Source organism: Kitasatospora sp. NPDC024654 (assembly GCF_055559155.1).
In genome coordinates this window covers 1-23,733 of sequence record NZ_JBVHLF010000095.1, presented here as the reverse complement: position 1 = coordinate 23,733, position 23,733 = coordinate 1, and the positions used below count along the sequence as shown (strand labels likewise).

Annotated in this window: 20 protein-coding genes; 7 read left to right on the top strand and 13 right to left on the bottom strand. The window is 71.7% G+C overall.

What is annotated here, in order from left to right; genetic code table 11:
- Both ACZ38L_RS33345 and ACZ38L_RS33340 read right to left on the bottom strand, forming a co-directional pair.
- Window positions 1-299, bottom strand: a 299-nt coding sequence (locus ACZ38L_RS33345; RefSeq protein WP_465700522.1) for a DDE-type integrase/transposase/recombinase, incomplete at its 3' end; no start/stop codon positions are given.
- A 22-nt stretch (window positions 300-321) separates the two neighbouring features.
- Window positions 322-1,053, bottom strand: coding sequence for an SDR family oxidoreductase (locus tag ACZ38L_RS33340; protein ID WP_465700520.1), 732 nt, complete (start codon window positions 1,051-1,053; stop codon window positions 322-324).
- Between the two features lie 586 nt (window positions 1,054-1,639).
- Between ACZ38L_RS33340 and ACZ38L_RS33335 the strand changes: the two genes are divergently transcribed.
- Together ACZ38L_RS33335 and ACZ38L_RS33330 are read left to right on the top strand one after the other, a co-directional pair.
- Window positions 1,640-2,011, top strand: a complete 372-nt coding sequence (locus tag ACZ38L_RS33335) for a hypothetical protein (RefSeq protein ID WP_465700518.1) — start codon at window positions 1,640-1,642, stop codon at window positions 2,009-2,011.
- Window positions 1,938-2,480, top strand: a complete 543-nt coding sequence (locus ACZ38L_RS33330) for an FAD-dependent oxidoreductase (protein WP_465700516.1) — start codon at window positions 1,938-1,940, stop codon at window positions 2,478-2,480. The genes ACZ38L_RS33335 and ACZ38L_RS33330 overlap by 74 nt, the downstream gene beginning before the upstream one ends.
- Before the next feature lie 555 nt (window positions 2,481-3,035).
- Here ACZ38L_RS33330 and ACZ38L_RS33325 read toward each other — a convergent pair.
- Window positions 3,036-4,541, bottom strand: a complete 1,506-nt coding sequence (locus ACZ38L_RS33325) for an FAD-dependent oxidoreductase (protein WP_465700513.1) — start codon at window positions 4,539-4,541, stop codon at window positions 3,036-3,038.
- 132 nt (window positions 4,542-4,673) lie between these two features.
- On the opposite strand from ACZ38L_RS33325, the gene ACZ38L_RS33320 reads away from it, so the two are divergent.
- The gene (locus tag ACZ38L_RS33320; protein ID WP_465700511.1) at window positions 4,674-7,901 is read left to right on the top strand and encodes an AfsR/SARP family transcriptional regulator; all 3,228 of its coding nucleotides are present in this window, start codon (window positions 4,674-4,676) and stop codon (window positions 7,899-7,901) included.
- A 148-nt stretch (window positions 7,902-8,049) separates the two neighbouring features.
- Here ACZ38L_RS33320 and ACZ38L_RS33315 read toward each other — a convergent pair whose 3' ends face one another.
- Entirely contained in the window at window positions 8,050-8,286 is a 237-nt protein-coding gene (locus ACZ38L_RS33315) for a hypothetical protein (protein WP_465700509.1), read from the bottom strand.
- A 53-nt stretch (window positions 8,287-8,339) separates the two neighbouring features.
- On the opposite strand from ACZ38L_RS33315, the gene ACZ38L_RS33310 reads away from it, so the two are divergent.
- Window positions 8,340-8,603 carry a hypothetical protein gene (locus ACZ38L_RS33310; RefSeq protein ID WP_465700507.1) on the top strand — a complete coding sequence of 88 codons (264 nt, stop codon included), beginning with the start codon at window positions 8,340-8,342 and terminating at the stop codon, window positions 8,601-8,603.
- Between the two features lie 86 nt (window positions 8,604-8,689).
- On the opposite strand, the gene ACZ38L_RS33305 is transcribed toward ACZ38L_RS33310, so the two are convergent.
- Complete coding sequence (locus tag ACZ38L_RS33305; protein WP_465700504.1) at window positions 8,690-9,583, bottom strand: LysR family transcriptional regulator; 894 nt, start codon at window positions 9,581-9,583, stop codon at window positions 8,690-8,692.
- 102 nt (window positions 9,584-9,685) lie between these two features.
- On the opposite strand from ACZ38L_RS33305, the gene ACZ38L_RS33300 reads away from it, so the two are divergent.
- Window positions 9,686-10,774, top strand: a complete 1,089-nt coding sequence (locus ACZ38L_RS33300) for an alcohol dehydrogenase catalytic domain-containing protein (RefSeq protein ID WP_465700501.1) — start codon at window positions 9,686-9,688, stop codon at window positions 10,772-10,774.
- Window positions 10,775-11,049: 275 nt separating this feature from the next.
- Here the strand turns inward: ACZ38L_RS33300 and ACZ38L_RS33295 are convergent, their stop codons facing one another.
- The 8 genes from ACZ38L_RS33295 to ACZ38L_RS33260 all read right to left on the bottom strand — a co-directional run bounded on the left by ACZ38L_RS33295 (window position 11,050) and on the right by ACZ38L_RS33260 (window position 20,227).
- Window positions 11,050-11,565: a MarR family winged helix-turn-helix transcriptional regulator gene (locus tag ACZ38L_RS33295; RefSeq protein WP_465700497.1), complete on the bottom strand. Its 516-nt coding sequence runs from the start codon at window positions 11,563-11,565 to the stop codon at window positions 11,050-11,052.
- Window positions 11,566-11,801: 236 nt separating this feature from the next.
- On the bottom strand, window positions 11,802-13,820 hold the full coding sequence (locus tag ACZ38L_RS33290; protein ID WP_465700494.1) for a heavy metal translocating P-type ATPase: 2,019 nt from the start codon (window positions 13,818-13,820) through the stop codon (window positions 11,802-11,804).
- A gap of 729 nt (window positions 13,821-14,549) precedes the next feature.
- Window positions 14,550-15,395 (bottom strand): sulfurtransferase, encoded by an 846-nt coding sequence (locus tag ACZ38L_RS33285; protein ID WP_465700492.1) that lies wholly within the window; start codon window positions 15,393-15,395, stop codon window positions 14,550-14,552.
- Window positions 15,392-16,612: an ATP-grasp domain-containing protein gene (locus tag ACZ38L_RS33280; protein ID WP_465700489.1), complete on the bottom strand. Its 1,221-nt coding sequence runs from the start codon at window positions 16,610-16,612 to the stop codon at window positions 15,392-15,394. Before ACZ38L_RS33280 ends, ACZ38L_RS33285 begins: the two co-directional genes overlap by 4 nt.
- Before the next feature lie 10 nt (window positions 16,613-16,622).
- Window positions 16,623-17,894: a radical SAM protein gene (locus ACZ38L_RS33275; RefSeq protein ID WP_465700486.1), complete on the bottom strand. Its 1,272-nt coding sequence runs from the start codon at window positions 17,892-17,894 to the stop codon at window positions 16,623-16,625.
- 611 nt (window positions 17,895-18,505) lie between these two features.
- Window positions 18,506-19,753, bottom strand: a complete 1,248-nt coding sequence (metC, locus tag ACZ38L_RS33270; RefSeq protein WP_465700483.1) for a cystathionine beta-lyase — start codon at window positions 19,751-19,753, stop codon at window positions 18,506-18,508.
- 9 nt (window positions 19,754-19,762) lie between these two features.
- Entirely contained in the window at window positions 19,763-20,044 is a 282-nt protein-coding gene (locus ACZ38L_RS33265) for a hypothetical protein (RefSeq protein ID WP_465700480.1), read from the bottom strand.
- A 6-nt stretch (window positions 20,045-20,050) separates the two neighbouring features.
- The gene (locus ACZ38L_RS33260) at window positions 20,051-20,227 is read right to left on the bottom strand and encodes a hypothetical protein (RefSeq protein ID WP_465700476.1); all 177 of its coding nucleotides are present in this window, start codon (window positions 20,225-20,227) and stop codon (window positions 20,051-20,053) included.
- Window positions 20,228-20,513: 286 nt separating this feature from the next.
- Here ACZ38L_RS33260 and ACZ38L_RS33255 point away from each other — a divergent pair, with 286 nt between their 5' ends.
- A complete protein-coding gene (locus tag ACZ38L_RS33255) occupies window positions 20,514-21,500 on the top strand; it encodes a helix-turn-helix transcriptional regulator (protein WP_465700472.1) in 987 nt (328 codons plus the stop codon).
- A gap of 561 nt (window positions 21,501-22,061) precedes the next feature.
- Entirely contained in the window at window positions 22,062-23,300 is a 1,239-nt protein-coding gene (locus tag ACZ38L_RS33250) for an MFS transporter (RefSeq protein ID WP_465700469.1), read from the top strand.
- The last annotated feature ends 433 nt before the right edge of the window (window positions 23,301-23,733 follow it).

Sequence of the window (23,733 nt, the reverse complement as noted above, 5' to 3'; positions counted from 1 at the left end):
ATCACGCCGTCCACGTCGCCGCCGCGGGTGGCGGCCGCCATCTTCAGGGACGCGCTGACCAGCTCGGCGTCGTGGTGCTCGCCCATGGCGTACCCAAGGCACCTCCGGGAGAACAGGTCGATCACGGTGGCGAGGTACATCTTTCCCTCACCGGTCTCGATCCTGTGGGCCCGACGAACCTCTGCATGAGCGCCCAGGCCTGCTGGGCCGGCTGAGCCGCTCGTCCTGGGGCGGCTGCCATCAGTCGTCTCTCCCGTGTACGTCAGTGTCGCGGCGATCCCGGGCGACGTGTCGTCCATCCAGTGTTCCGGAGCGCCGAGCTCACCACGCTACCGTTCGGCCGAGGTAGTCGACGTAGTGCAGACCTGGGCTTTCCCGGAGGGCGTCGAGCGTCCTGACCACGTTCGGGATGCTGTCGTCGATGCCGAGCCGGGCCTCCGGGCCGCCCATGTCGGTGCGCACCCAGCCGGGGGCCATCAGGACCAGGGCACGGTGCTCGCCGCGGTGCCGCGCCGCGTAGCTGCGCATGAACGTGTTGAGTGCCGCCTTGCTGCCGCGGTACACCTCGTGGCCGCCGTGCTCGTTGTTGGCCACGCTGCCCTGGCCCGAGGACATCACCGCGATCGTGCCCGCGGGCTCGACGAGGTCCTGGAGGGCCTCGATGACGCGCAGCGGGCTCAGCGCGTTGGTCACCATGACCCGGACGAACTCCTCGGTGGAGGTCTGCGCCACCGTGCCCTCGGGCCGGTTCGTGACGCCGGCGTTCACGAAGAGCAGGTCGAACCTCCGGTCCGCCAGACGATCGCGCAGCGCCGCGATCTGCTCGGGCTCCGTGACGTCGACGGTCTCGATCTCGATCTGCCCGGCGCAGGTTTCGGCGAGGTCGTGCAGGCCGGTCCGGCCGGAGCCGCGCACGGTGGCCACGACATGCCGGCCGCCTCTTGCCCATTCCCGGGCCAGCGCGAGGCCCAGACCGCGGGACGCGCCGATCAGGAGCACGCGCCCGCCCGGGAGCGGGTACGCGGAGTGGCTCCCGAAATTAGTTGTAGTCATACAATGATTGTGCGAGATGCAACCACTTCCGTCAAGCTGCGGCCGCTTCAACATGCCTTGCGCCATATGGCCGTTCGTGTGTTAGCGTCTTTGACGGACGTACGAGAGTCACGGTCCGGCAGGTAGTCCGGATGGCGATTCCTCGCTCGTACGGTGCCCTTGAGGCACGTCCGGTGCGTCCCTTTTCGTTCATGATCGAGAAGGGACACGACCGTGTCGGATCTGCATGTCATCATCGCCGGGGGCGGGCTGGGCGGCCTGGCCCTCGCACAGGGCCTTCGCCAGCGGGGATCAGCTTCGCCGCCTACGAGAAGGACCCCGGCCCCGACTTCCGCAACCAGGGCTACCGCATCCGCATCAGCCCCGACGGCATCTCCGCCCTCAAGGCACTGCTGACGCAGCGGGCGTACGAGGTGTTCGCCGCCACAGCCGCGACCCCCGGCCCACACATGGACACCTTCGACCACCGCCTGAACTGCTGCACACCCAGGAACTCCCCCACCTCCCGGGCCTGCCGGGCAGCGGAAACCTGGCGGTCAACCGTCTGATACTACGTCAGATTCTGTGCTCCGGACTGCGGGACGCCGTGCGCTACGGCGCCCGGCTCACCCACTACGACGTCAACCGCTCGGGCTCGGTGACCGCGCACTTCGCGGACGGCACCACCGCCACCGGCGACGTGCTGATCGGCGCCGACGGCGTCAACTCGACCGTCCGCAACCAGTACTTGGCGCGAGCACAGGTCATCGACAGCGGGCTGCGGCTGCTCTACGGCAAGGTCCCCCTCGCCGACGACCAGGCCCGGAGCCTGCTCACGCCCGAGCCGCTCGGGCTGTGGACCACCGTCGTCGGACCGCAACGGCGCTTCATCGGACTCGCCCCCGGTGCAGTTCCGCGAACCGGTGCACGAGGTGGCCACCCGGCTCGCACCACCCATCGAGCTGAGCGGCGTCGATGACTACCTCACCTGTGTCTTCGGCGCCCACCGGAAACAGTTCCCCCACCCCGACACGGAGTTGTTCGCCATGAACGGCGAGCAACTGAAGGCACTCACCCTGTCCCTGGTGAACGGCTGGCACCCTCGACTGGTCGAGACCGTCTCCCGCCAGGACTCCGCCTCGATCTTCCCGGTCACCGTGCGCACCAGCGTGCCCGTAGCCGCCTGGGAGACCACCACGGTCACCCTGCTCGGCGATGCCATCCACGTCATGAGCCCCGCGATCGGCGTCGGCGCGAACACCGCACTGCGTGACACCCGTATCCTGGCCGGCCGCCTGGTCGAGGCCGCCGCCGGCCGGCCACTCACCGAGGCCCTGCACGCCTACGAGGAGGAGATGACCAGGTACGGCTTCGACGCCGTGCGCGACTCAGCCGCCCACGGGCATCGCCTGGTGGGCCAGGACCCGCTCCCCGCAACGCAGTTGTAGACGCCTACCGGTCCACCCCGCGCCCGCACACCGAACCGTGCGAACCGGCGACGGGACCGGACCGCCGGCCACCACAGGGACACGTGGATCCCGCACGGGCCAGGTCCCCACCGAACGCGGCAGGCCGAGCTCCTCGGCGACGAGGGGTCTGCCGGTCTCGGAGACCAGGGCGGACTTGGCAACCTCGGGCATGGTCACCTCGCGCCCGGTGCGCATCAGCTCGGCCGTGGTCGTCACCATCGCCGCGCGGGTGCGCAGCTTCTGGTTGGTGCGGCCGCCGTTCACACCCTGGGGTGTCTTCGATTCCGTCTCCTGCATCGCTCAGCCATAGCCAGTGGACTGACGAGAGAGCATGTGCATGAAGTCATCGCGGCAGAGGGCAATCGCGACATGAGGAGCGGGACAAGGATCCTTCGCCCGTCGGACTCACCTCGTCCGACGGGCGAAGGATCGCTCGGCAGGCCGCGGGGGCGGTGCGGCCCGGCTCGTGGTTGGGCCGGTCACGGTGAGTCGGTCAGCTGGCCGGCGCCGCGGTAGGCATTGGTGGATCCTCCGTCAGGCCCGCTGCCACCCACACTGGCTGACGGCCCGCTCGAACGCTTTCCGGTCGAAGTCGCGATCGCCCACCCAGGCGACGATGCCGTCCGGCCGGACGAGCACGGCGCCCAGTCCGAGGTCGTCCTTCGCCGCACCGGCCGCATGACGCAGCCGGCTCTCCCGGCCCGTCGCCGAATCACGCAGGCGCCGGTCGGTGCTGAAGTCCAGGACGACGCCGCTGCCGTCCCGCAGCAGGCCGCCGAGGCGAGTGCCGTCCACCAGCTGGAAGTCCGGGGCGTTGCGGCCGACCAGCGGATGCTCGCCGCCGAGGTCGTAGCAGAGCGACGAGCCGGAGATCTTCCCGTACACGTAGGTCGTGCCGTCCCGGGTGTCGAGCAGGTCGCGGATCACACCCTGGACCGCCTGGCCGTGCGCGTCCGGCCGCATGGCCACCGACTGGGCACGAGTCCAGTCGAGTACCCAGGCGCCGATCGGATGGCGTTCACGGGTGTAGGTGTCGAGAAGCCCGTCCGGCGCCTGCCCACGCACGACCGCCGCGAGCTTCCACCCCAGGTTCACGGCGTCGCCGATGCCGGTGTTGAGCCCCTGCCCGCCCAGCGGGGAGTGGATGTGCGCGGCGTCGCCGGCGAGCAGCACACGGCCTCGCCGGTACGTCGTGGCCTGCATCGCCCGGTCGGTGAAGGTCGAGACGAGCTGGACGTCTGCCAGCGTGACGTCGGTGCCGGACACCCGGCGCAGCACGGCCTGGAGGTGGTCGCGGCTCGGCTGCTGGGTGCGGTCGAACGCGCCGCCGTCGAAGTCCATCATGCCGATGTGCCCCTCAGTGGGCATCCGGATGTACATGCCGGTCGGCGTCAGATTGAACCCGGGGTTCAGCTTCTCGGTATCGGTGATGCCGACGAGCATGGTGTAGCCGGTGAACTGGGGCTCGGTGCCGACGAAGTCGAAGCCCACCAGCCCGCGCACGGCACTGCGACCGCCGTCGCAGCCGATGGCCCAGCGCGCCGCGTACTCCTGCTCGCCGGCACGCACGATCACACCGTCCTCGTCCTGCTCGACGGCGCGGACCGTGACACCGCGCCGGATCTCCACGCCGAGCTCGGCCGCACGCTCGGACAGCACCGACTCGACCGCTCCGAGGCTGGTCATCATCACCTCCAGCACCGGGCTGGGCAGCCGGTACGGCAGCGCGTCGACGTCGACCTTGGCCGGATCGAGCACCATGCCGGCGAAGTGGCCCACTGCCCGCGGGCCCGGCCGCTCGTTCCCGTCGGGCGCGTCGTGGACGCCCGACGCCGCCAGCAGCCGGGGCAGCATCCCTCGGCGGTAGAACGCCTCGACCGACGTGGCCGACAGGCCCCGCATCCCGAGCGGCGCCGCCCGCCACCGGGAGCCGGGCCCCGGCTCCCGTTCGAGCACCAGGACCGAGCAGCCCGCGAGACCGAGCTCGCAGGCCAGGAACAGACCGACCGGGCCGGCCCCCACGATCACTGCGTCATGCATGAGAAATCCCCTTTCAGCAGTGTGTTCTCGTTCGATGCGGCAACCCTGACGCCGGCCGCTCACACGGGGCTCACACGGCGCTCAGCCGGGGGCGCATGGCGCTGACACGGGTGCTCGCGCGAAGATGACGCAATGGACGGGGGTGCGCGGCTTCGGGTCACGCTGCTCGACGCCTTCCAGGCGTCGCGCGGTGACACCGCCTTGGCCGTGCCCGGCGCCCGGTTGCAGGGGCTGGTCGTGCGGCTGGCGCTGGCCGGCGGGCGAGCGGTCGAGCAGGGCGTCCTGGTCGACGCGATCTGGGCCGAGGACCCGCCGGCAGGTCCCGCCCATGCCTTGCAGGCCCTGGTCTCGCGGCTGCGCCGGGCCCTCGGTTCGCTCGGCGACGTCACGCCACTCGCGGGCGGCTACCGGCTGGCGGTGGACCCCGCCGACGTGGACGCGCTGCGGTTCGAGCAGCTCGCCGCTACCGGCCACGACCGCCTGCGCGCCGGCGACCCGAGCGCCGCGGCGGCCGTGCTCGGCGAGGCCGTGGCGCTGTGGGGCGAGGACCCCGGTGTCGAGCCCACGGCCGTCGCCGCGGTCGCACCGGCCGCCGCGACCAGGCTGGCCCGCGCCTCGATCGAGGCCGTCACCGACCTCGCCGACGCCGAGTTGGCCCTGGGGCGCGCCGACGCGGCCGCCGCCCGCCTGACCGCCCTGCTGGCCGACCATCCCGTCCACGAACGCGCCGCCGCGTTGCTCATGGACGCGCTCGCCGCCCAGGGCCGCCAGGCCGAGGCCCTGGCCCGGTACGAACAAGTGCGGGAAACCCTGGCAGACGCCCTGGGCACCGACCCGGGGGCCGCGCTGCGTGAGCGTCACCTGAGCCTGCTGCGCGCCGCGCCTGCCGCCGTGGAGACCAAGCCGACCCATCTGCCCGCGCCGCTGACCAGCTTCGTCGGCCGTGACGAGGACCTGGCCCGGATCGACATGCTGCTCGCTGCCGGGCGGCTGGTCACCGTGGTCGGTCCCGGCGGTGCCGGCAAGAGCCGCCTCGCGTTGGAGGCCGCCCGCCGGCACCAGCGGGAATACCGGGACGGAAGTTGGCTGATCGACCTCTCCCCGGTCACCGAACCGGCCAAGGTCGGCGCGGCGCTGCTGGCGGCGATCGGGCTGCGCGGCACGGCTCTGTTCGAGGCCTCGGCCAAGCCGGCCGGCGACCTGGACGTGCTGGCGGACCAGCTGAGCGGCCGGGCAAGCCTGCTGGTGGTGGACAACTGCGAGCACCTGGTCGACGCCGTGGCCCACTTGCTCTCAGCACTGCTGGCCCGCTGTGCCGGCCTGCGGGTGCTGGCCACCAGCCGCGAACCCCTCGCGATCGACGGCGAGGCGCTGGTCCTGCTCGGCCCGCTCACGCTGCCCGAGCCGGACGCGGACGTCGAGCAGGCCCACCGCACGGCGTCAGTGCGGCTGTTCACCGAGCGGGCGGCGGCCGTGCGGCCCGGGTTCGAGATCGGCCAGCGCAACGTCGGCGAGGTGCTGCGGATCGTCCGCAGCCTGGACGGCATGCCGCTCGCGCTGGAACTGGCCGCGGCCCGCCTGCGCACACTCTCGCTGGCCGACCTGGCCACCGGGCTGTCCGACCGCTTCCGCCTGCTCACCACCGGCAGCCGCACCGCCCTCCCGCGGCACCGCACGCTGCGGGCGGTCATCGCGTGGAGCTGGGACCTGCTCGACGAGGACGCGCGCACGGTCGCGGAGCGGATCTCGGTCCTACCCGGCGGCGTCACGCCGGCCTCGGCAGCCGCGGTCTGTGCCGGCACGACGGTACCGGCCGCCGAGGTCCGGGAGCTGCTCGCGGGCCTGGTCGACCGGTCGTTGCTCCAGCTCGCGCCGGATACCGGCCGTTACCGGATGCTGGAGACCATCCGGGAGTACGGCTCGGAACGCCTGGCCGAGCAAGGCGTTCTGACCACCGCCAGGGACCTGAGCGCCCTTCACTTCGCCGAACTGGTCGCCCGCCACGATCCGCTGCTACGCGGCCCCGGGCAACTCGACGCGCTTGACGTGCTGAGCGCCGAGTACGACAACGTGCTGGCCGCCCTGCGCCACCTCTGCGACGCCGGGGACGCCGACGGCGCGCTCGGGCTCGCGGTGGACCTGACCTGGTACTGGCACATGCTCGGCCGGCATCCCGAAGCGTCCTACTGGCTCGGCCAGGCGGCCGCGTTGCCGGCCGGGCGGACGGGCGTGGACCGCGACATCGCCGAGGGGATGCTGCTGCTCGACGCCCACGACATCCGGGGCGTGCCAGTCGACGACTCGGCCCGGGAGTTCACCGACCGGCTGCTGAGCCATCCGGAGCCGCGGGGCTTCGGCGTGCTGACCGCGGCCCGGCTGGCCGCCCTGGCCGGGATCGACGCCTCGCCGGTCATCCAGCGGCTGGTCGACGGCCCGGACGGGTGGCTGGCCGGACTGGCCCGGATGGCCCGGGCCGAGCTCGCCGAGAACAACGGCCACCTCGACCAGGTCAGCACCGACGTGGCCGTGGCACTGGACCGCTTCACCCAAGCGGGCGACAGTTGGGGCCTGGCCATGGCGCTGCCGACGCGCGCGCTGCTGCGACAGTACGACGGCGATCTCGACGGCGCGCTGGCCGACCTGACCGAGGCCAAGCGGCTGGCCCGCGAGTTCGGGTCGCTCAGCCACAGCGACGAGACCTTCATCGACCTGCGCCTGATCGACCTGCACGCGCGGCTCGGCCAGACCGAGCAGGCGGCGGCGGTGATCACCGTGACCCGGGAACGCACGCTGCGCTCGGCGGTGCCCGAGACGGTGGTGCTGCTCGACGCCCGGGGGGCCGGCCTCCGGCTGCGGACCGGTGATCTGGACCGGGCACGTGAGCTGGTCGAGGCGGCCGAGGCCGGCCTGTCCGACCGGCTCCCGTTCGGCAGCGACCACGCGCAGGCCCTGGTCGGTGCCGTGCGGGCCGAACTCTGTCTCGAACTCGGCGACGGCCCCGCCTGCGAGGCGGCGCTGGACCGGGCGTACGCGGCCGCGGTCAACAGCAAGGACTTGCCGATCGTGGCCACGGTCGCGGTGACGGTGGCCGGCCTCGCCGCGTTGTACGGGCGCTTCCTCGACGGGGCCGTCGTGCTGGGCGCGGCAGCCCGCCTGCGCGGCGCCCACGACCACACCGATCTCCAGGTCCGTACGCTCAGCAGCCGCGCCCGGGCGGCGCTCGGCAACGAGCGCTTCGCCGAGGCGTACGAGAGCGGCTGGCGGCTGGCCGCCCAGACGGCCCTGACCCGGACCGATCCCGCACGGCTGCGCCGTACGGCGGCCAGCGCCGCACCTCCCAGACCGGATCGCGCCCAGTAGCCGCACCGCCTGAGCGTCGTTTCTCCAGTGAGGGCCCCGCTGTACCGCCGGAGGCCCGGGCCTCCGGCTCCGTCCTCGGCCCCCGTCCCGGACGCGGGGGCGTGGGCCGGGCGAGCGGTGGCGGTGTTCCTGTTGGAGAGCGTGGTCTTCAGTGTCGTCGGGCTGGAACCGCCCGCCCTGTGCGCGCCCTGCCGGCCGGGCGCGGCTGGTGGCCGCTGCAGGCGCTCGCTGTCGCCGCGGTGCTGATCGGCGTCCGGGTGCTGTGGATGCTCCCGCTGTCCACCGCCGTCCGCCCGACCCGGGGCCGGCCCTCCTGGCGGGTGGCGACCGTGGTGACCTGGGCCGGCACCCGGGGCGTGATGCCGCTGGCCGCCGCGCTGTCCATCCCGCTCACCACCAGCGCGGATGCTCCGCTGGCCCGGGTGTCCCCTGGTCCTCGTGCTCACCACCGCGGTGGTGATCTTCACCCTGGTCGTCCAGGGCCTGAGCCTGGCCCCCGTGGTCAACCGCTCCGGACTCGCCCTCGAACCGGAACACACCGCCCGCGAGGAGGACGAGGCGCCGCGTCCGGCTATCTTCACGAGTTGTGGAAGTCGGTTGTTCACGGGTTCGGGAGGCGCCCGGATCCATCGTCCGGTGACGGTCACGAGTGTCGACGTCACCGGGGTACTTGCCCGGGCAGCAGCGGGGTGCTTCTGGTGAAAGGGCTCTGGCCGATGCCGAGGTACCCGTGATGGTGTGCGCCCTCGGCGGGCTACGGCACCATGCGACGGCCCCGGCAGCACGCGTCAGGCGGTCGAGGTGATCGCTCGGGTGACGGCCGTGATCGCCGGGGTGGGGCGGCCGGGGAGGCGCGCCACGAGCACCCGGCGGATCTCGGGAGGCGCGCCCTCGACGTGCAGCAGGCTGATCCCGGGCGGCAGGACGGGCGAGAGCCGGGAGGGCACCGTCGTGACCCCGAAGCCGCCGGCGACCAGCTGGAGCTTGGTCAGCCAGTCGCGCGCGCGGTGGACGATGTGCGGCCGTCCGGGCAGGCCGGGCCAGACGCCGAGCAGTGGCTCGGAGTTCGACGCCGGGGTGGCGATCCACGCGGCGTCGACCAGCTCGTCGACGTGCACCGTGGTGCGGCCGGCGAACTCGCTGGTCGAAGGCGCCGCCACGACCAGTTCGGTGTCCGCGACGGTCTCGACGTGCAGGCGCGGCGACTCGCCGTCCAAGGGCCGGTGGGGCGGGCGGGACGTCAGCACGGCGAGGTCGATCGAGCCCGCGCGCAGTGCCCGGATCAGGGTGGGCGTGGTGCCCTCGGTCGTGGTGACCGTGATCTGTGGGTCGGTCGCCGCGAGGCGGGCGAGTGCGGGAGGCAGGATGGCCGCGCCCGCGCTCAGGAACAGTCCGAGCCGCACCAGTTCGGTCCGCGGGACGGTTCCGGTGAGGTCGCGCTCGGCCGCCGCTAGGGAGTCCAGGATCGTGCGGGCGTGGCGCAGCAGGGTCAGACCCGCGGGGGTGAGCCGCACCCCGTCGGGGCGGCGTTCGAACAGGGCGGTGCCCGCGCTGCGTTCGAGGGAGGCGGCCTGGCGCGAGACCGCCGACTGTGTGTAGCCGAGCCGGGCGGCTGCCGCGGTGAAGCTGCCGGACTCGGCGATCTGCCGCAGGACCCTCAGGCCCGCACTGGAGATGTCCATGCGGCATAGGCATACCACAGATGCCAGATCATCGCTTCCGGCATGCCTTGCGCGTCTCTAGTGTCGATCCCGACGGACAGGGACGGACATGGAGGTCATCACGTGCGAGCAGCAGTTCTGACGCGGTTCGGCGCCCCGCTCACGGTGCGGGAGGTGCCCGACCCCGAGGCCGCGGGCGGTGAGGTGATAGTCGACGTGCTCGCCGCCTGCGTACTCCCGTACGCGGCCGAGGTGTTCAGCGGCGAGCGGAACTATCCCCTCGTGCCTCCCGTCGTGCCCGGGACCGGCGCCGTGGGACGGGTCGTCCACGTCGGCGCGGACGCCACCCGGCTGCGGGTCGGCGATCTGGTGTGGTGCGACCCGACGGTGCGCTCCCGGGACGACGCTCTGACGCCCGACATCACCCTCCAGGGCTGGAGTTCTCGCGGCGAGGGAGGCGCGAGGCTCGCCCGCTACATGCACGATGGATCGTTCGCCGAGCGCATGCGGATTCCGACGGAGAACGCCTTCCCGCTGCCGGCCGCCGCCGGGGACGACCCGGCCCGCTGGGCCGCGCTCGGCGTCCACGTCATCTCCTACGGCGGGCTGCTGGCGGGCGGGCTCGCGGCCGGTGAGACGCTGCTCGTCAGCGGGGCCACTGGCAACCTCGGCAGCAGCGCGGTGGCTGTCGCGCTCGCGATGGGGGCGGGCCGGGTGATCGCCCCGGGCCGCAACCAAGCCGTACTCGACCTCCTCGCCGACCGGTTCGGCCCACGGGTGCGCCCGGTCGAGCTGACCGGGGACGAGGCCGCCGACCGTGCCGCGATGTCCGCGGTGGCCGACGGCCCGATCGACATGGTGATCGACCTGCTCCCGCCGAACGCACCCAGCTCGGCGGCGCGCGCGGCGGCCATGACCGTGCGCGAGTACGGTCGCGTCGTCCTCATGGGCGGCGTCGGCATGCTCGGTGGCGACGACCTCGCACTCCCGTACCCATGGATCATGCGCAACTCGATCACCGTGCGCGGGCAGTGGTTGTGCCCGCGCTCGGCGAACGCCGGCATCATCCGGCTCCTCGCCTCGGGCGCCCTGGACCTCGCCCCCGAACGGGTCCGGTCGTTCGGCCTCGACGCCGTCAACGACGCCGTCACGTACGCCGCCGCACATGGCGGCCCGTTCGACCGCACCACCCTCACCCCACCGGCTGGCTGACAAGGCCGACTGATCTCCATCGGCCCTCTGACGACATCCCAGGGGCCGCACCACGCCGCGTGGCGAGACTCCGCCCACTCCCCCACCGCCAGGACGGTCGCCGCGGAGTAGCGGCTGCGCGCACGGCGAGGCCGTGCTCCTGCTCTGCGCAGGACCCGGTCCGGGCACTGCCTGGACCGGGTCCTGCGCCACGGCAACCGGCGCGACAGCCGAGGAGTCCGTCCACTTCCCCAGCGCACCCCGGCCCCAGGCCCACGACGGAGGGCCCGGCCGGGTCACCAACCGAGCAGGTCCAGCTGTTTGACCGGTGCGGCCGGCTCGCCACCCGCCTCGGCGAACGCGTACAGCGCGGTGACCAGCCCGCTGCGCTGGTCCTCCGGCATCACGCCCACCACCCGGGCGATCTCCGACCGCCGCCGCTCGGTCGCCTCCACCACCGTGCGGGCCCCGTCCTCGGTGAGTGCGATCCGTACCTCGCGCCGGTCCTGCTCGCTGCTCTCGCGTACCACCATGCCGGCGGTCACCAGGCGCTCGATCATCCGCAGCGCGGTCGAGGGGTTGACCGCCAGCTGTTCCGCGAGCCGGGACATGCTCATCGCTCCCCGGCTCTGCAGCACCACCAGCATCCGGAACTGCGGCAACGTCAGTGCCTCCGCCACCTCGCCCAGCGACCGCGCCGAGATCGCCACCAGCACGCGCGAGGCGGTCAGGACCGCGGTGACCAAGTCCTCCGCCACCCCCGAGGGAGGCGAGTCGGCGCTGGCGGCGGGCAGGGCACGGTCACGAGGCATGGGTCATTTCTACATCCCGCTCGCCCCGACCCGCACTCCTGCCGCCTGGCCCCTGGACCCCCTCGTCACCACCAGGAGCCCGAGGCAAGTCGGCCCGTAGCGGGCGACCCCTGGCCCGCCCGAACTCGGGCCACGGAACCGCGGGGTGCCGCGGCAGCAGCCGCGGCAGACGGTGAACGTGCGGCGGGCCGCCGCACCCCGGGCAGGGGCGGCGGCCTCGCGGCTCTTGTGTCGGCTCACTTGCGGCCCTCGGCGCGGGCCCGGGTCCAGGCGGCCTCGCGCAGCAGGCGCAGGCCGTTGAGGCCGACGATGACGGTGGAGCCCTCGTGCCCGAGGACGCCGAGCGGCAGCGGCAGGGTGGCGACCAGGTCCCAGACGACCAGGCCGGAGATGAACAGCGCGGCGATCACCAGGTTCTGCACCACGAGGGAACGGGCCCTGCGGGAGAGCGCGACGACGGTGGGGACGGTGGCGAGTTCGTCGCGGACGATGACCGCGTCCGCGGTCTCCAGGGCGAGGTCGGAGCCGGCGCGGCCCATGGCGATGCCGGTGTGGGCGGCCGCGAGAGCGGGAGCGTCGTTGACGCCGTCGCCGAGGACCAGCACCCTGCGGCCGGCGGCTTCCTGGTCCTTGACGGCGGTGACCTTGTCCTGGGGCAGCAGGCCGGCGCGAACGTCGGTGATGCCGACCTCCGCGGCGAGCCGCCGGGCGGCGCGGGGGTTGTCCCCGGTGACCAGCATCGGCGCCGTCCCGGTGAGCGCCGTCAGCGCGGTGACGGTGGCGGCGGCATCCGGGCGCAGCCGGTCCGCGATGCCCAGCACGCCCACCGGGACACCGTCCGCCTCGACCAGCACGGCCGTGCGGCCGGCCGCCTCCAGCCCACCCGCGATCGCGGCGACCTGCTCAACCGCGGCGCTTTCGGCGCCTCCCCCGGTCTCCGGCCGGGAGGTGCTCCCGAGCAGCCGGGCAGGGGCGCTGACGGCGATGGCGCGACCGTCGACGGTGGCGGTGACGCCGATGCCGGGGGCGGAGGTGAAGTCCTCGGCGGTGGCGAGGACCAGGCCACGGGTGCGGGCGGCGTCGACGACGGCGCGGGCGAGCGGGTGCTCGCTGGGGTGTTCGGCCGCCGCCGCCAACGCCAGCAGCTGCGGCTCGTCCAGGCCGGAAGCGGCCAGCGGGTGGATGTCGGTGACACGCGGCGTGCCCTCGGTGAGGGTGCCGGTCTTGTCGAGCGCGACGGCGTCGACCTGGCCAAGACGCTCCATGACGACGGCGGACTTCACCAGCACGCCGTGGCGCCCCGCGTTGGCGATGGCGGACAGCAGCGGCGGCATGGTGGCCAGCACGACCGCGCACGGGGAGGCGACGATCATGAAGGTCATCGCGCGCAGTAGTGAGCCGGTGAACGCGGCTCCAAAGGCGAGCGGGACGGCGAAGACGGCCAGGGTGGCGACGACCATGCCGATCGAGTAGCGCTGCTCGACCTTCTCGATGAACAGCTGCGTGGGGGCCTTGGTCTCGGATGCCTCCTCGACCATCTTGACGATCCGGGCGATCACCGAGTCTGCGGCGTCCCGCTCGACCTTGACCCGCAGGGCGCCGGTGCCGTTCAGGGTGCCGGCGAAGACCTCGTCGCCGATCTCCTTGGCCACCGGCAGCGGCTCGCCGGTGATGGTGGCCTGGTCGACCTCGCTCGCACCGTCCAACACCCGGCCGTCGACGCCGATCCGCTCGCCGGGACGCACCAGGACGGTCTCCCCGATGGCCAGTTGCTCGGTCGGCACGCTCTCCTCGGTACCGTCGTCCAGCAGCCGCGTCGCGGTGGCGGGGGCGAGGTCGAGCAGGCCGCGCACCGAGTCGGCGGTGCGGGCGGTCGCCAGGGCCTCCAGGGCGCCGGAGGTCGCGAAGATGACGATCAGCAGTGCGCCGTCCATCACCTGCCCGACCGCGGCGGCACCCAGCGCGGCGACGATCATCAGCAGGTCGACGTCGAGGGTCTTCTCCTTCAGCGCCCGCAGCCCGGCCCAGGCCGGCTCCCAACCGCCCGTGGCGTATGCGAGGGCGTACAGCGGGCCCCAGTCCCAGGCTGGGGCGCCGGTCAGCTGCAGTGGCAGCGCGATCAGGAACAGCACCGTCGCGGCGAGAGCCCAGCGGGCCTCGGGCAGTGAGAACACCCGCGTGCGCCGCCGAGGGGCGACACCAGCGGATTCGGCGGCCACCTCGGGGGCGGGGCGCTCGGTCAGGGTGGAGGACATGGCGGGCAGGACCCTTCGCGCAGGGCAGGACAAACGACCCATCCACCATACAGGAATATATGAACAGCTCTTCAAGCGTGAGTTCTGGCATGGAGTCATGAGCGACACCGCCGACACCACGGACGACACGACGGCCGAACCCGCACGCTGACCTCGCGCGCGGACCGGGGGATCACGGGTGCGCTCCAGGGCCCGGACGCTCACGGCACGTACGCAAAGCGTGGCGGTTTAGCCGACTGAGCATGGGGGCAGCCCGGAGGCCGAAGAGGGCGCCGGCGGTCGGGCTGGCACGGGCACGGGCCTGGAGGGTGGCGACGAGCTGTCCGGCGGCGCGGGCGTCCAGAGGGGCGGGTGCGGCCACCGGCGGACCGGGCGCGTGCCCGATCGGCTGGTCCTTCTTTCCCGGGTTCGGGCGGACGGGCATCTCGGCTGCCCGCCACGTGCGAAGGCGGCGGGCAGCCGAGGGCGCGTCAACGCCGTGGTCAGGTCCGGGCGATCGGGCGGGGTGGTGTGATGCGCTGCGGTTCGCAGCCGCAGAGCGGCGAACACACTGGTGACGGTCGGATGCACCAGGGGAAGCACCACGAACGATCGCCCTGCCGCAACCACCAAGCGAGTCCTTGGACTGCATGGATGACATTCTCGGCAGGCGCGGTGCCCTGCCGGGCCGGCGCCGCGCGAGTGTTCGGTCACCCCCGCTCCCGCTATCTCACGACGCCGGCACAGCTGCTACCCCTCCACGATCAGGTCCGTCACCACGGGCAGGTCGGACGGCAGGCCCCACTCCCCCCAGGAACCGTCGTAGACGGCGAGGTCGCGGTACCCCGCCAGCTCGGCTCCCAGTGTCAGCACGCAGGCGGTGACCCCGGAACCGCAGCTGAACACCAGCCGCTCGCACTCTCCGGCGGCGTCCGAGATGAGGGCCCGGAGTTCGTCGGCGGGACGCATCCGGCCGTCCATCTGGAGATCACCGAACGGCAGGTTCACGGCGCCCGGCATGTGTCCGCGCCGCAGCCCCGGGCGCGGCTCCTCGACCTGTCCCGCGAAGCGTTCCCGGGTACGGGCGTCGAGGACCGCGGCGGCACCGTCGTCAAGTGCCGCTCGCACCACGCTGCTGTCGACGATCAGCCCCTCACGCGGCCTCGCCACGAAGTCGCCGGGCGCCGCGGCCTCCGGCGACGACGGCTGCTGCGGCAACCCGGCGGAGTTCCAGGCCGGCAGGCCGCCGTCGAGTACGGCGGCCTGATCGAAGCCCATCGCCCGCAGCATCCACCAGGCGCGGGCGCTGGAGTAGATGCCGGCGCCGTCGTAGACCACGACGGCGCTGTTGTCGTTCACGCCGAGCGCCCGCATCTGCTGGGCGAAGTGCTCCGCACCGGGCATCGTGTGCGGCAGCGGGCTGGCCTGGTCGGACATCACCCCGTCGATGTCGAAGACCCGCGCACCCGGGATCCGCAGCTCCTCTCGGCGGTGCGCGCCCACGCCGGCGTCGAGCACCACCAGGTCGGGGTGGCCCAGCCGCTCGGCGAGCCAGTCGACGGTGACCAGGGGCCCGGGGAGGGAGAGCGAACTCATCGCGCATCTCCTTCGGTGGCGACGGGCCGCCACTTGGTCTGCTCGGCGAACCAGGTCGCGACCATTTCCATGTTCGTGGCCACCTCTTCCTCCGACTCTCCGGCGACCACGTAACCAGCCAGGAAGAGACCGGACTTGACGCCCCCGTTGAACACCTGACCGGGCGCCCCGGCCATGGCCGCCTCCCGTACGCAGTCCGGCTCCTCGCCGACCGGGAGGTGCTCCAACACCCCGTACGACGGTGGGATGTTGAGACCTCCGGCAGGTCGGTACGCAGGGCGGTCGAAGGTCATCGGCAGCCCGCACTCGGCGTACAGCCACTCCTTGTCGAGGTCCATCCCGAAGGCGTACTTGACGGTAGCGCTGATCATGCCGCCGCCGGTACGGCTCGCGATCTCGCAGAACACCACCCGGTCGTCCGGGGTGATCCACAGTTCGGCGTGGAACGCGGTGTTGGCCGGCGTGGGCAGCCGGTCCAGGATCGCCCGCGTCGCCGCGACCAGCCGGTCGTAGGTCGGATCCCCCTGCACCAGCGGGAGGCTGGCCACGTAGTCGTTGTCGCGGAAGGCGAGGCAGTCGTTGACGTACTGGAACGGGTGGATGAACGCGATCTCGTCCGCGACCACCAGCCCGTCGATGTGGTACATCGGGCCTTCGACGAACGACTCGATCTGGCTCGTCCCGCGCCACGGCCGACTGAGATAGGCGTCCAGCTCCGCTTCATCGCGGATGATGTTCGCGCCCAGGGAGCCCGACTCCGACACCGGCTTGATCACGACCGGATAGCCGTGCTCCTCGACGAACTCCAGCACGGTGTAGGCCGAGTCGATCAGGCGGTATCGCGGCAGCTCCACCGCCCCGCCGGCCAGGTGGTCCTTCATGACGACCTTGTCGCGGAACGCGAGCGCGCTCGCCGTCCGCTGCCCGGGCAGGTCCAGCACGTCCCGGAGCTGAGCGGCGCGCAGCACGTCCGCCTCGGCACGGGCGAAGACCGCCTCGACCTGGTGGGTGCGCGCCAACCGCAGGGCCGTCTTCTCGACGAGCTGGTTGGCGTCGTAGTCGTCGAAGGCGTGCACGTGCGGCAGGCCTTGAGCCCGGTAGCCCTCGGCGTACTCCTCCGTCGTCAGGATGACCGGCTCGATTCCCGAGCCTTCCAGCCACTGGTCGTACGGCGTCTTGCTGTGGGGGGTCTTGGCGAAGATGAGGACGTGGCGCATCGTGGCCCCCTCAGTTCGTCGTGAGGATGGGCAGACGGCGACGCTCGGGGACGCGCGAGACCAGGCCCTGCTCCTCGGCGAGCTCGCGGGCGAAGCAACCGTCCTTGTAGACCCCGGAGAGACGCTTGGCCGTGAAGGCCTCGATCCCCTCGTGGTCGAACTCAAGGCTGTAGCTCGCGCTGTGTTCCCGGGTGTTGACCGTGCGCACGAGGATGCCGAGGTGGGGCTCGAAGGTGTTGACGCAACCCACGATGTCGCCGATCTTCTCGCGGCGCTCCCCGTCCGCCTCGTGCAGGACTTCCTGGTCCGCCGGGATGGCGGCGAACAGCTGGCGACCTGCCCGGCACCAGCCCACGTGGCCGGGGAAGCCCATGGCCTTGATGCCGAAGGTGCCGAAGTCCTCGCTGACGGCGAGTTGGAAGCTCAGGTCCACGTTCTCGTGCAACCACTTGAGGTCGCGGTAGACCTCCTCGATCTCCTCGTGGCTCATCTGCAGCTCGGGGTGGCGGCCGCCGTGGTCGGAGAAGTTGTTGAACCGCACGGTGTCGACGCCGAGCCTGTTGAAGTAGTGCGCGTAGCGTTCGAGGGACTCGCGGCTGTTGTTGTGCTTGCCGACCGTGACACCGATGTTGACCCGGAAGGCGTCCGTGTGCTCGTGGTCGCCGTCGGCCAGTGCCTTGCTCTTCTGAAGCTCGTTGTAGTCGGTGATGCGGCGGAGGACCTCCTCGGTGAGCGAGCCGCTGAACACACCCTTGATCGGGTAGCTGCCGTCGTCGATGACGGCGAGGTTCTCGTCGATCACTCCGTGGTACGTGATGGAGATCGTGCCGTATCCGCTCTCCCTGGCGAGGTCGAGGAGCTCGACGTAGTTGTCCGCCAGCAGCGGGCGACCACTCGTCCAGGCGTCGCCCATCTCCATCGTCTCGGTCGGCGTGTGGTCGGCCTCCTGGCGGAACTCACGGTTGTTGGCCGGACCGTAGATGCGCATGAACTCGCCGTCGTACGCGAAGCTGTCGACGTAGCGCGGGTAGACGTGGAAGCCCTGCGCCTCCAGGCCTTCCTTGATCAGCGGACCCTCGGCCATGTCGAACGACTTGTCGTAGACCTTCTCGTAGTTGACAAACCAACAGTGCGTACATTTCTGTCCGCACGTGTTCTTCCCTACCTTGGTGTCCAGGTCGAGATAGATGTGGATGTCCTCGGGCTTGATGTCCTTGAACGGGGTCGTGAATGGAGCGTCCCCGTGGAAGTCGTAGGCGATGGGCGTGTTCTGGGCAGGCATGATTTCCCGTTGGCTCGTGTGTGTGAAGAAGTGTTTGGAAAGCGGGGGGACCCGTCAGCGGGCGGGCTCGACGGCAGTTGTCCGTCTTGCCGTCAGTTCGACTATGACTGCGGGCACTTCTCGGCACTGGCAGCTGTCGGAATGGCGACGCCCAGGCGGCCCAGCGAGCTTCGTAGCGGCTGGATCAGGTCGCTCGGCTGGACGGAGACGGACCAGTTCACGATGGCCCCGCGAGCCAGGACTGGCTGTTGCGCGACGGCCGTGACCAGCTCCTCCCGGACATCGGCGCCGATCGCCAGCCGAGGGAGGAACGCTGCCAGTCGATGCTGCGGGTGAGTCTGCGATGCCGTCTGCGCCGAGGCGGTTGTGGGTTCCGATGGCGATGAGGCTCACGAAGCCCCTCGCGCTCGCATACGACGTCCATCGCTGGGCCCCCTTCCCCAAAACCACCCCGGTCACAGGTCACGGGGTGTCAACAAACTGACGTCGGCCGCCACCACGGGTCACGCGGAACAATCGGCTGGTCGGTGGTCGATCCATGCCAAGATCCCAGCGTGCACGGCGATGTGTCAATCCCCAACCTCGCACCTCGTGCCATCACGGACACGGACTCAGGCCGCCGTTCGATCGCTGGCCACCGAGGCTGCCTGAGACACAGTCAGCTCGCGCAGCCCCGCCGCGAGATCCTCTTCGAGGTCGCCGATGTCCTCGAAACCGACGTGCACGCGCAGGAGCGGGCCACGGCCGCGCCAAGTGCCGGGAAGGCGGTGGGAGACAGGGTCGGCGGGCACGATCAGGCTTTCGTAGCCGCCCCAACTGTGCCCCAGGCCGAAGAGCCGCAACCGCCCGAGCATCGCGTCCACCGCGGGCTTCCCGAACCGGGGGTCCAGGACGAGTCCGAAGAGGCCGGCCGCACCCGAGAAGTCCCGCCGCCAGAGCTCGTGCCCCGGGTTACCGGGCAGCGCCGGGTAGACGACCGCACTGACCGCGTCCTGGCGTTCGAGCCAGTGCGCGAGTCCGAGCGCCTGCTGCTGGTGCTGACGCAGTCGGACGCCCAGTGTGCGAAGTCCCCGCAGGCCCAGATAGACGTCGTCGGCACCGGCACACTGCCCGAGCCGGATCGCCGCGCCGCGGACGGAAGCGAATGTCTCCTCGGTGCAGACGACGGCCCCGAGGAGGCTGTCGGAGTGACCCGTGAGGTACTTCGTCGCCGAGTGCACCACGACATCCGCCCCCAGTGCGAGCGGCCGATGGAAGACAGGCGTGGCCCAGGTGTTGTCGATGACCGTGACGATTCCCCGGGGACGGCACACCCCGGTGATCGCCGGCACGTCCTGCACCTCGAAGGTCGTGGAGCCAGGGGACTCCAGATAGACCAGCCGGGTGTTCGGGCGGATCAGCTCCTCGATCTCCGCGCCCACGCAGGGGTCGTAGTACTCGGCCTGCACTCCGAACACCTGCAACGAATCGCAGAACTTCCGGGCGGGCAGGTAGACGGAGTCACTGATCAGGATGTGGTCGCCGGCCTGCACGAACGCCAGGATCGACGTCGTGATCGCGGCCAGACCCGAGCAGGTCACGACCGCCGCGTACCCGCCTTCGAGTTCGCTCAGCGCGGTCTCGAACCCCCGGCTGGTGGGCGTGCCGAAGCGCCCGTACGCCGGCAGGTTCCGTTTGAGGGGATCGGCCTGCGACGCGTCCATCGCGGCGACGTCGTCGTACAGCACGGTCGAGCCCCGGTAGATCGGCGGGTTCACGTAGCCGTGCTGTTGGCGTGGATCGGACCCAGCGTGCACCAGTCGGGTCTCCAGCGAGTCGACGGCGCGGAACGCGGTCGAGGCTGAGGACTTACTAAACATGACGAGCTCTCACTTCTTGACGAGGGAGTAACCGTGGACGGCGCAGGACGTCGACCCGAGGACGTCCAACAGGAGGCGCCGGGCCTGCTTCTGCGCGGCCGTCGAGTTGTGGGCCCGGACGTAGACGACGAGACCGATGCCCCCGGGGATCGCGCGTGCTCGGACGTGTTCGAGCCCGGTGTCGGGTGCCGCGTGCGCCCATACCGTGTCCTGGACCGCGATGGCTTCACTCTCGGTCGGGGCCTGGTCCCGGTCCCGGTCCCGCAGGAGGGTCAGATGGACGGGCAGCATCGCGGGTCAGTCCCAGCCGATGCCGTTGCCGGCGACCGGGGAGACCACGGGTGCGGCGGAGGCGACGGGGGCGGTGGAGGCGGCGGTCGAGTCCCAGCCGATGCCGGCGGTGCTCGCGAACGCGACGGTCGAGAGGACGGTCGCGACGGCTGCGGCGGCGAAGAGGCGAGTGATCCTGGACATGGCTGTCCCCCGTGGGTGATGGTTCGGTGGTCTCGGTGGGCCGAGGTGTTCTCCCGCTGCCCTCCCGGTGATCACCATCCTGCTGGCGACCGAAAGCCCGAGAAAGATGCCCGGCCTGGCAGCATTAGGCCGGGCAGCTTGGTGCCTGACGCCGAAACGGATGCTCCGAACGGACAGTCGCCGCTTGGACTTTCTGCTTGCGGAGCCCCGGGGAGCGCTGTCATGATCAGGCTTTGTCGCGGTGACGGTCGACTCGCACCGCCGCACCATGGGGGGTGTTGCGCGCATGCTGGCCGTACTGGGGCTGGATTCGGCAGCGGAGTCCGTGTACCGGGCGATGCTCGCCGATCCCACGGGCGGGGTGGCCGAACTCTGCAGCCAGCTGGACCTGTCCGAGACGGCCGTGCGTGAGGCCCTGGACCGGCTCGCGGACTTACAGCTGCTGCGAACCTCTCGGGATCTGCCGGGTGAGCTGCGGCCTGTCAGCCCGGAGCTGGGACTGGAGTTGATACTCCGCCGCCAGGAGGAGGACCTCCTCCGCCGCCAGCAGGAGCTCGCCCTGAGCAAGGCCGCGGCGTCCCGGGCGATCGCCGAGTACGCCGGCCTCCGGCCGAGCGCCACCGCCGACTCCACGGAGCGACTGGTGGGGCTCGACGCCATTCAGGCGAAGCTGGAGATCCTCGCCGAGAAGGTCACCCGCGAGTGTCTCTCCGTCATGCCCGGTGGAGCCCAGTCCCAGGCCAGCCTCGATGCCTCCCGGCCGCTCGACGCGGACGCGATGAACCGGAACGTCGCACTGCTCACGCTCTACCAGGACAGCGTCCGGAACGACCCCGCCACCCTTGCCTACGCGCGCTGGATGACCGAGAAGGGCGGCAAGGTCCGCACCTGCCCGACGCTGCCGCCCCGCCTGCTGGTCTTCGACCGTGAGGTCGCCGTCGTCCCCATCGACCCGACCAACACCCGCCTCGGCGCGCTGTGTACCAGAGAACCGGGGATCGTGGCATCGCTGGTCGCCCTGTTCGAGCAGACCTGGCAGGCTGCCGTACCGCTCGGCGCCGACCGGCCCCAGGACGCGGAGACCGGGCTCAGTGCCGGCGAGTGCGAACTGCTCAGACTCCTCGCCAGTGGCCTGACCGACGAGGCCGCCGGGAAGCGCCTCGGCATCTCGGTGCGCAGTGTGCGCCGCCAGATGGCCGCGCTCATGGAACGGCTCGACGCGTCCAGCCGCTTCGAGGCCGGCCTGCGCGCAGCTCAGCGGGGCTGGCTCTGAGCAGGGTCGAGGACTGGCGCGGTGGCTGATGCTTCGTTTCCAGCCCGCCGCTTCAGGTGAAGCGGCCGCCGACGAGGTGCCCGTGGTTCGGGTCCTCGTCCGACGGCCCCTTCCCGAGCGGGACGGGCCAGCTCCCCGGCATCCCGCTCTCCAGTGATCATTTCCCTGGTGGCGCGGTGCCTCGTCCGGCGTGGATGTCCTCGTGGCAGCGACGGCAGATCACCAGGGTACTTCGCCGGGGTTCCGCCATGGGGTGCACCCGTGCGGGCTTGTCCCGACGTCCGGGCCGGTTGAGGTCGGCGAGCTCGCGGACGGCGTGGACCTCGAGGTTCGCCCGGCTTCGCAGATCTCGCAGTACTCGGAGAGCAGTGCTCGGAGATGGGCCGGCGGATCAGCGGACAACCCCTGGCCATGTCGATATCGAGCATCTTGACATCGCTGTTAGTAGCGGCGAGGCTACTCCACGATCTTCAGGGGAACGGGGGCTTTGCCATGCGACGGCACGGGGATGGATTGATCGCACAGCTCCGGAGGCCGCCAGGCGGGCGGGATGCGCGGCTGATGCTGTTCGCACAGGGGCTGGACCGGACCGGAACGGGCATGTGGGCGGCCGCCTCGGTGCTGTACTTCACCTTCGTCTGCGGGCTGGACGCCCGACAGGTGGGGTTGCTGCTGGGCGTGGCCGCGGTGGCGGGCATCGCCGGGTCGCCGATCGCCGGGCGACTGGCCGAACGGCTGCCGCTCAGGGGACTGCTGATCGGCAGTCACCTGCTGCGGCTCGGGACCATGGGGTCGTTGCTGGTGGTCCACGGCTTTCCGGCGCTGCTGCTCATGGTCTCCCTCACCTGCCTGGCCGAGCGGGCGGCCAAGACGCTGGAGATGCTCTTCGCCACCCGGGTCGCCGGCGAGCGGCGGGGCACCTACCAGGCGCTCTTCCGCACCGTGGCCAACGCCGGCTACGCGGTCGGGGCAGGCGTCGCGGCGGCCGCACTGGCGCTGGGGACGCTCAACGCCTACCGCGCGCTGATCCTCGCCAACGCGCTCTCCTACGTCCTGGCCGCCGCCCTGGTCCGGCAGACCAGGGAGCCGGACGGGCACGGGCAGGCGCCGGCCGGGACCGCGAACGAGACCACTGACGACCCGTCATCCGCACCCAGCCCCTGGCGGGACCGCGGCTACCTGCTCTTCGTGCTGCTGGACATGCCGATGAACATCGACGACTCGGTGCTCAACGTCGGCCTGCCGCTCTGGCTGGTGCACCACACCCGGGCCCCGCACACCCTCGTCCCGGCCTTCCTGGTGGTCAACACCGTGCTGGTGGTGCTGCTCCAACTGCAGGTCTCCCGACGGGCCGAGGGGCCGCGCCGGGCAGCCACGGCGGTCGCCGCGTACGGGGTGACGATGCTGACGTGCTGCGCGGTGCTGGCCGCCAGCACCGGTGCCGGGGCCTGGCCGGCGTCGGTCGCCCTGCTCCTGGCCGCGGTCGCGGTGACCCTGGCGGAGCTGATGCGCTCGGTCAGCTCCTGGGAACTGGCGGTCTCGCTGGCTCCGCCGCAGGCGCGGGCCTCCTACCTGGGCGCGGCCGGGATGTCCCAGGCCGTGCAGAAGTCGGCTGGGCCACTGCTGCTGACCGGTGCGGTGATGACCGCGGGACCGGTCGGCTGGCTCTTGCTCGGAACGGCGGTCACCGGCCTGTCGATGGTCCAGCACCGCGCCTGCCTGCGGCGACTGACAACCATCGAGCGAAGTGCCCGACCCGACAGCACCGCCGCCACCACTCCGCTGCTCCGGACGGGCTGATCAGATCAGTCGAGAGCGCGACGGGAACCGAGCCTGACCCTGCGGACACGCGCGCTGCCCGGGCCCAGCAGCGCCTGGAGCACGTCGTCACCGACCTCACCGCGCGGGACTACCTCGCTCTGGTGACCGCCGTACGGCTGGTCGCCCTCGCCGCCGCAGGCGTCCTCGGCGGCGAACGCACCGGGCCTTCCCCGGTCGGCCCATCCGGACGGGCACCGGCCACGGGTCCCGTGTTTGCATCGGCCTGTGGAGGTGATCCTGTGACGACCGAGGGCGGGACTCAAGGAAACGGTGCTCCGTCCGTCCTACCGGGGGGGGGGGGGGGGGGGGGGGGGGGGGGGGGGGGGGGGGGGGGGGGGGGGGGGGGGGGGGGGGGGGGGGGGGGGGGGGGAGGGAAGGGGGGCAGGGGGGGGGGGGGGGGGGGGGAGGGTGG

Excerpts from the sequence above, each read along its gene's own strand:
- ACZ38L_RS33340 (WP_465700520.1), bottom strand. The coding sequence starts at position 1,053 with ATGACTACAACTAATTTCGGGAGCCACTCCGCGTACCCGCTCCCGGGC.
- ACZ38L_RS33325 (WP_465700513.1), bottom strand. The coding sequence starts at position 4,541 with ATGCATGACGCAGTGATCGTGGGGGCCGGCCCGGTCGGTCTGTTCCTG.
- ACZ38L_RS33265 (WP_465700480.1), bottom strand. The coding sequence starts at position 20,044 with ATGCTGCCCGTCCATCTGACCCTCCTGCGGGACCGGGACCGGGACCAG.
- ACZ38L_RS33305 (WP_465700504.1), bottom strand. The coding sequence starts at position 9,583 with ATGGACATCTCCAGTGCGGGCCTGAGGGTCCTGCGGCAGATCGCCGAG.
- ACZ38L_RS33290 (WP_465700494.1), bottom strand. The coding sequence starts at position 13,820 with ATGTCCTCCACCCTGACCGAGCGCCCCGCCCCCGAGGTGGCCGCCGAA.
- ACZ38L_RS33285 (WP_465700492.1), bottom strand. The coding sequence starts at position 15,395 with ATGAGTTCGCTCTCCCTCCCCGGGCCCCTGGTCACCGTCGACTGGCTC.
- metC (WP_465700483.1), bottom strand. The coding sequence starts at position 19,753 with ATGTTTAGTAAGTCCTCAGCCTCGACCGCGTTCCGCGCCGTCGACTCG.
- ACZ38L_RS33260 (WP_465700476.1), bottom strand. The coding sequence starts at position 20,227 with ATGTCCAGGATCACTCGCCTCTTCGCCGCCGCAGCCGTCGCGACCGTC.
- ACZ38L_RS33280 (WP_465700489.1), bottom strand. The coding sequence starts at position 16,612 with ATGCGCCACGTCCTCATCTTCGCCAAGACCCCCCACAGCAAGACGCCG.
- ACZ38L_RS33295 (WP_465700497.1), bottom strand. The coding sequence starts at position 11,565 with ATGCCTCGTGACCGTGCCCTGCCCGCCGCCAGCGCCGACTCGCCTCCC.
- ACZ38L_RS33250 (WP_465700469.1), top strand. The coding sequence starts at position 22,062 with ATGCTGTTCGCACAGGGGCTGGACCGGACCGGAACGGGCATGTGGGCG.
- ACZ38L_RS33275 (WP_465700486.1), bottom strand. The coding sequence starts at position 17,894 with ATGCCTGCCCAGAACACGCCCATCGCCTACGACTTCCACGGGGACGCT.
- ACZ38L_RS33320 (WP_465700511.1), top strand. The coding sequence starts at position 4,674 with ATGGACGGGGGTGCGCGGCTTCGGGTCACGCTGCTCGACGCCTTCCAG.
- ACZ38L_RS33315 (WP_465700509.1), bottom strand. The coding sequence starts at position 8,286 with ATGGACAGCGCGGCGGCCAGCGGCATCACGCCCCGGGTGCCGGCCCAG.
- ACZ38L_RS33255 (WP_465700472.1), top strand. The coding sequence starts at position 20,514 with ATGCTGGCCGTACTGGGGCTGGATTCGGCAGCGGAGTCCGTGTACCGG.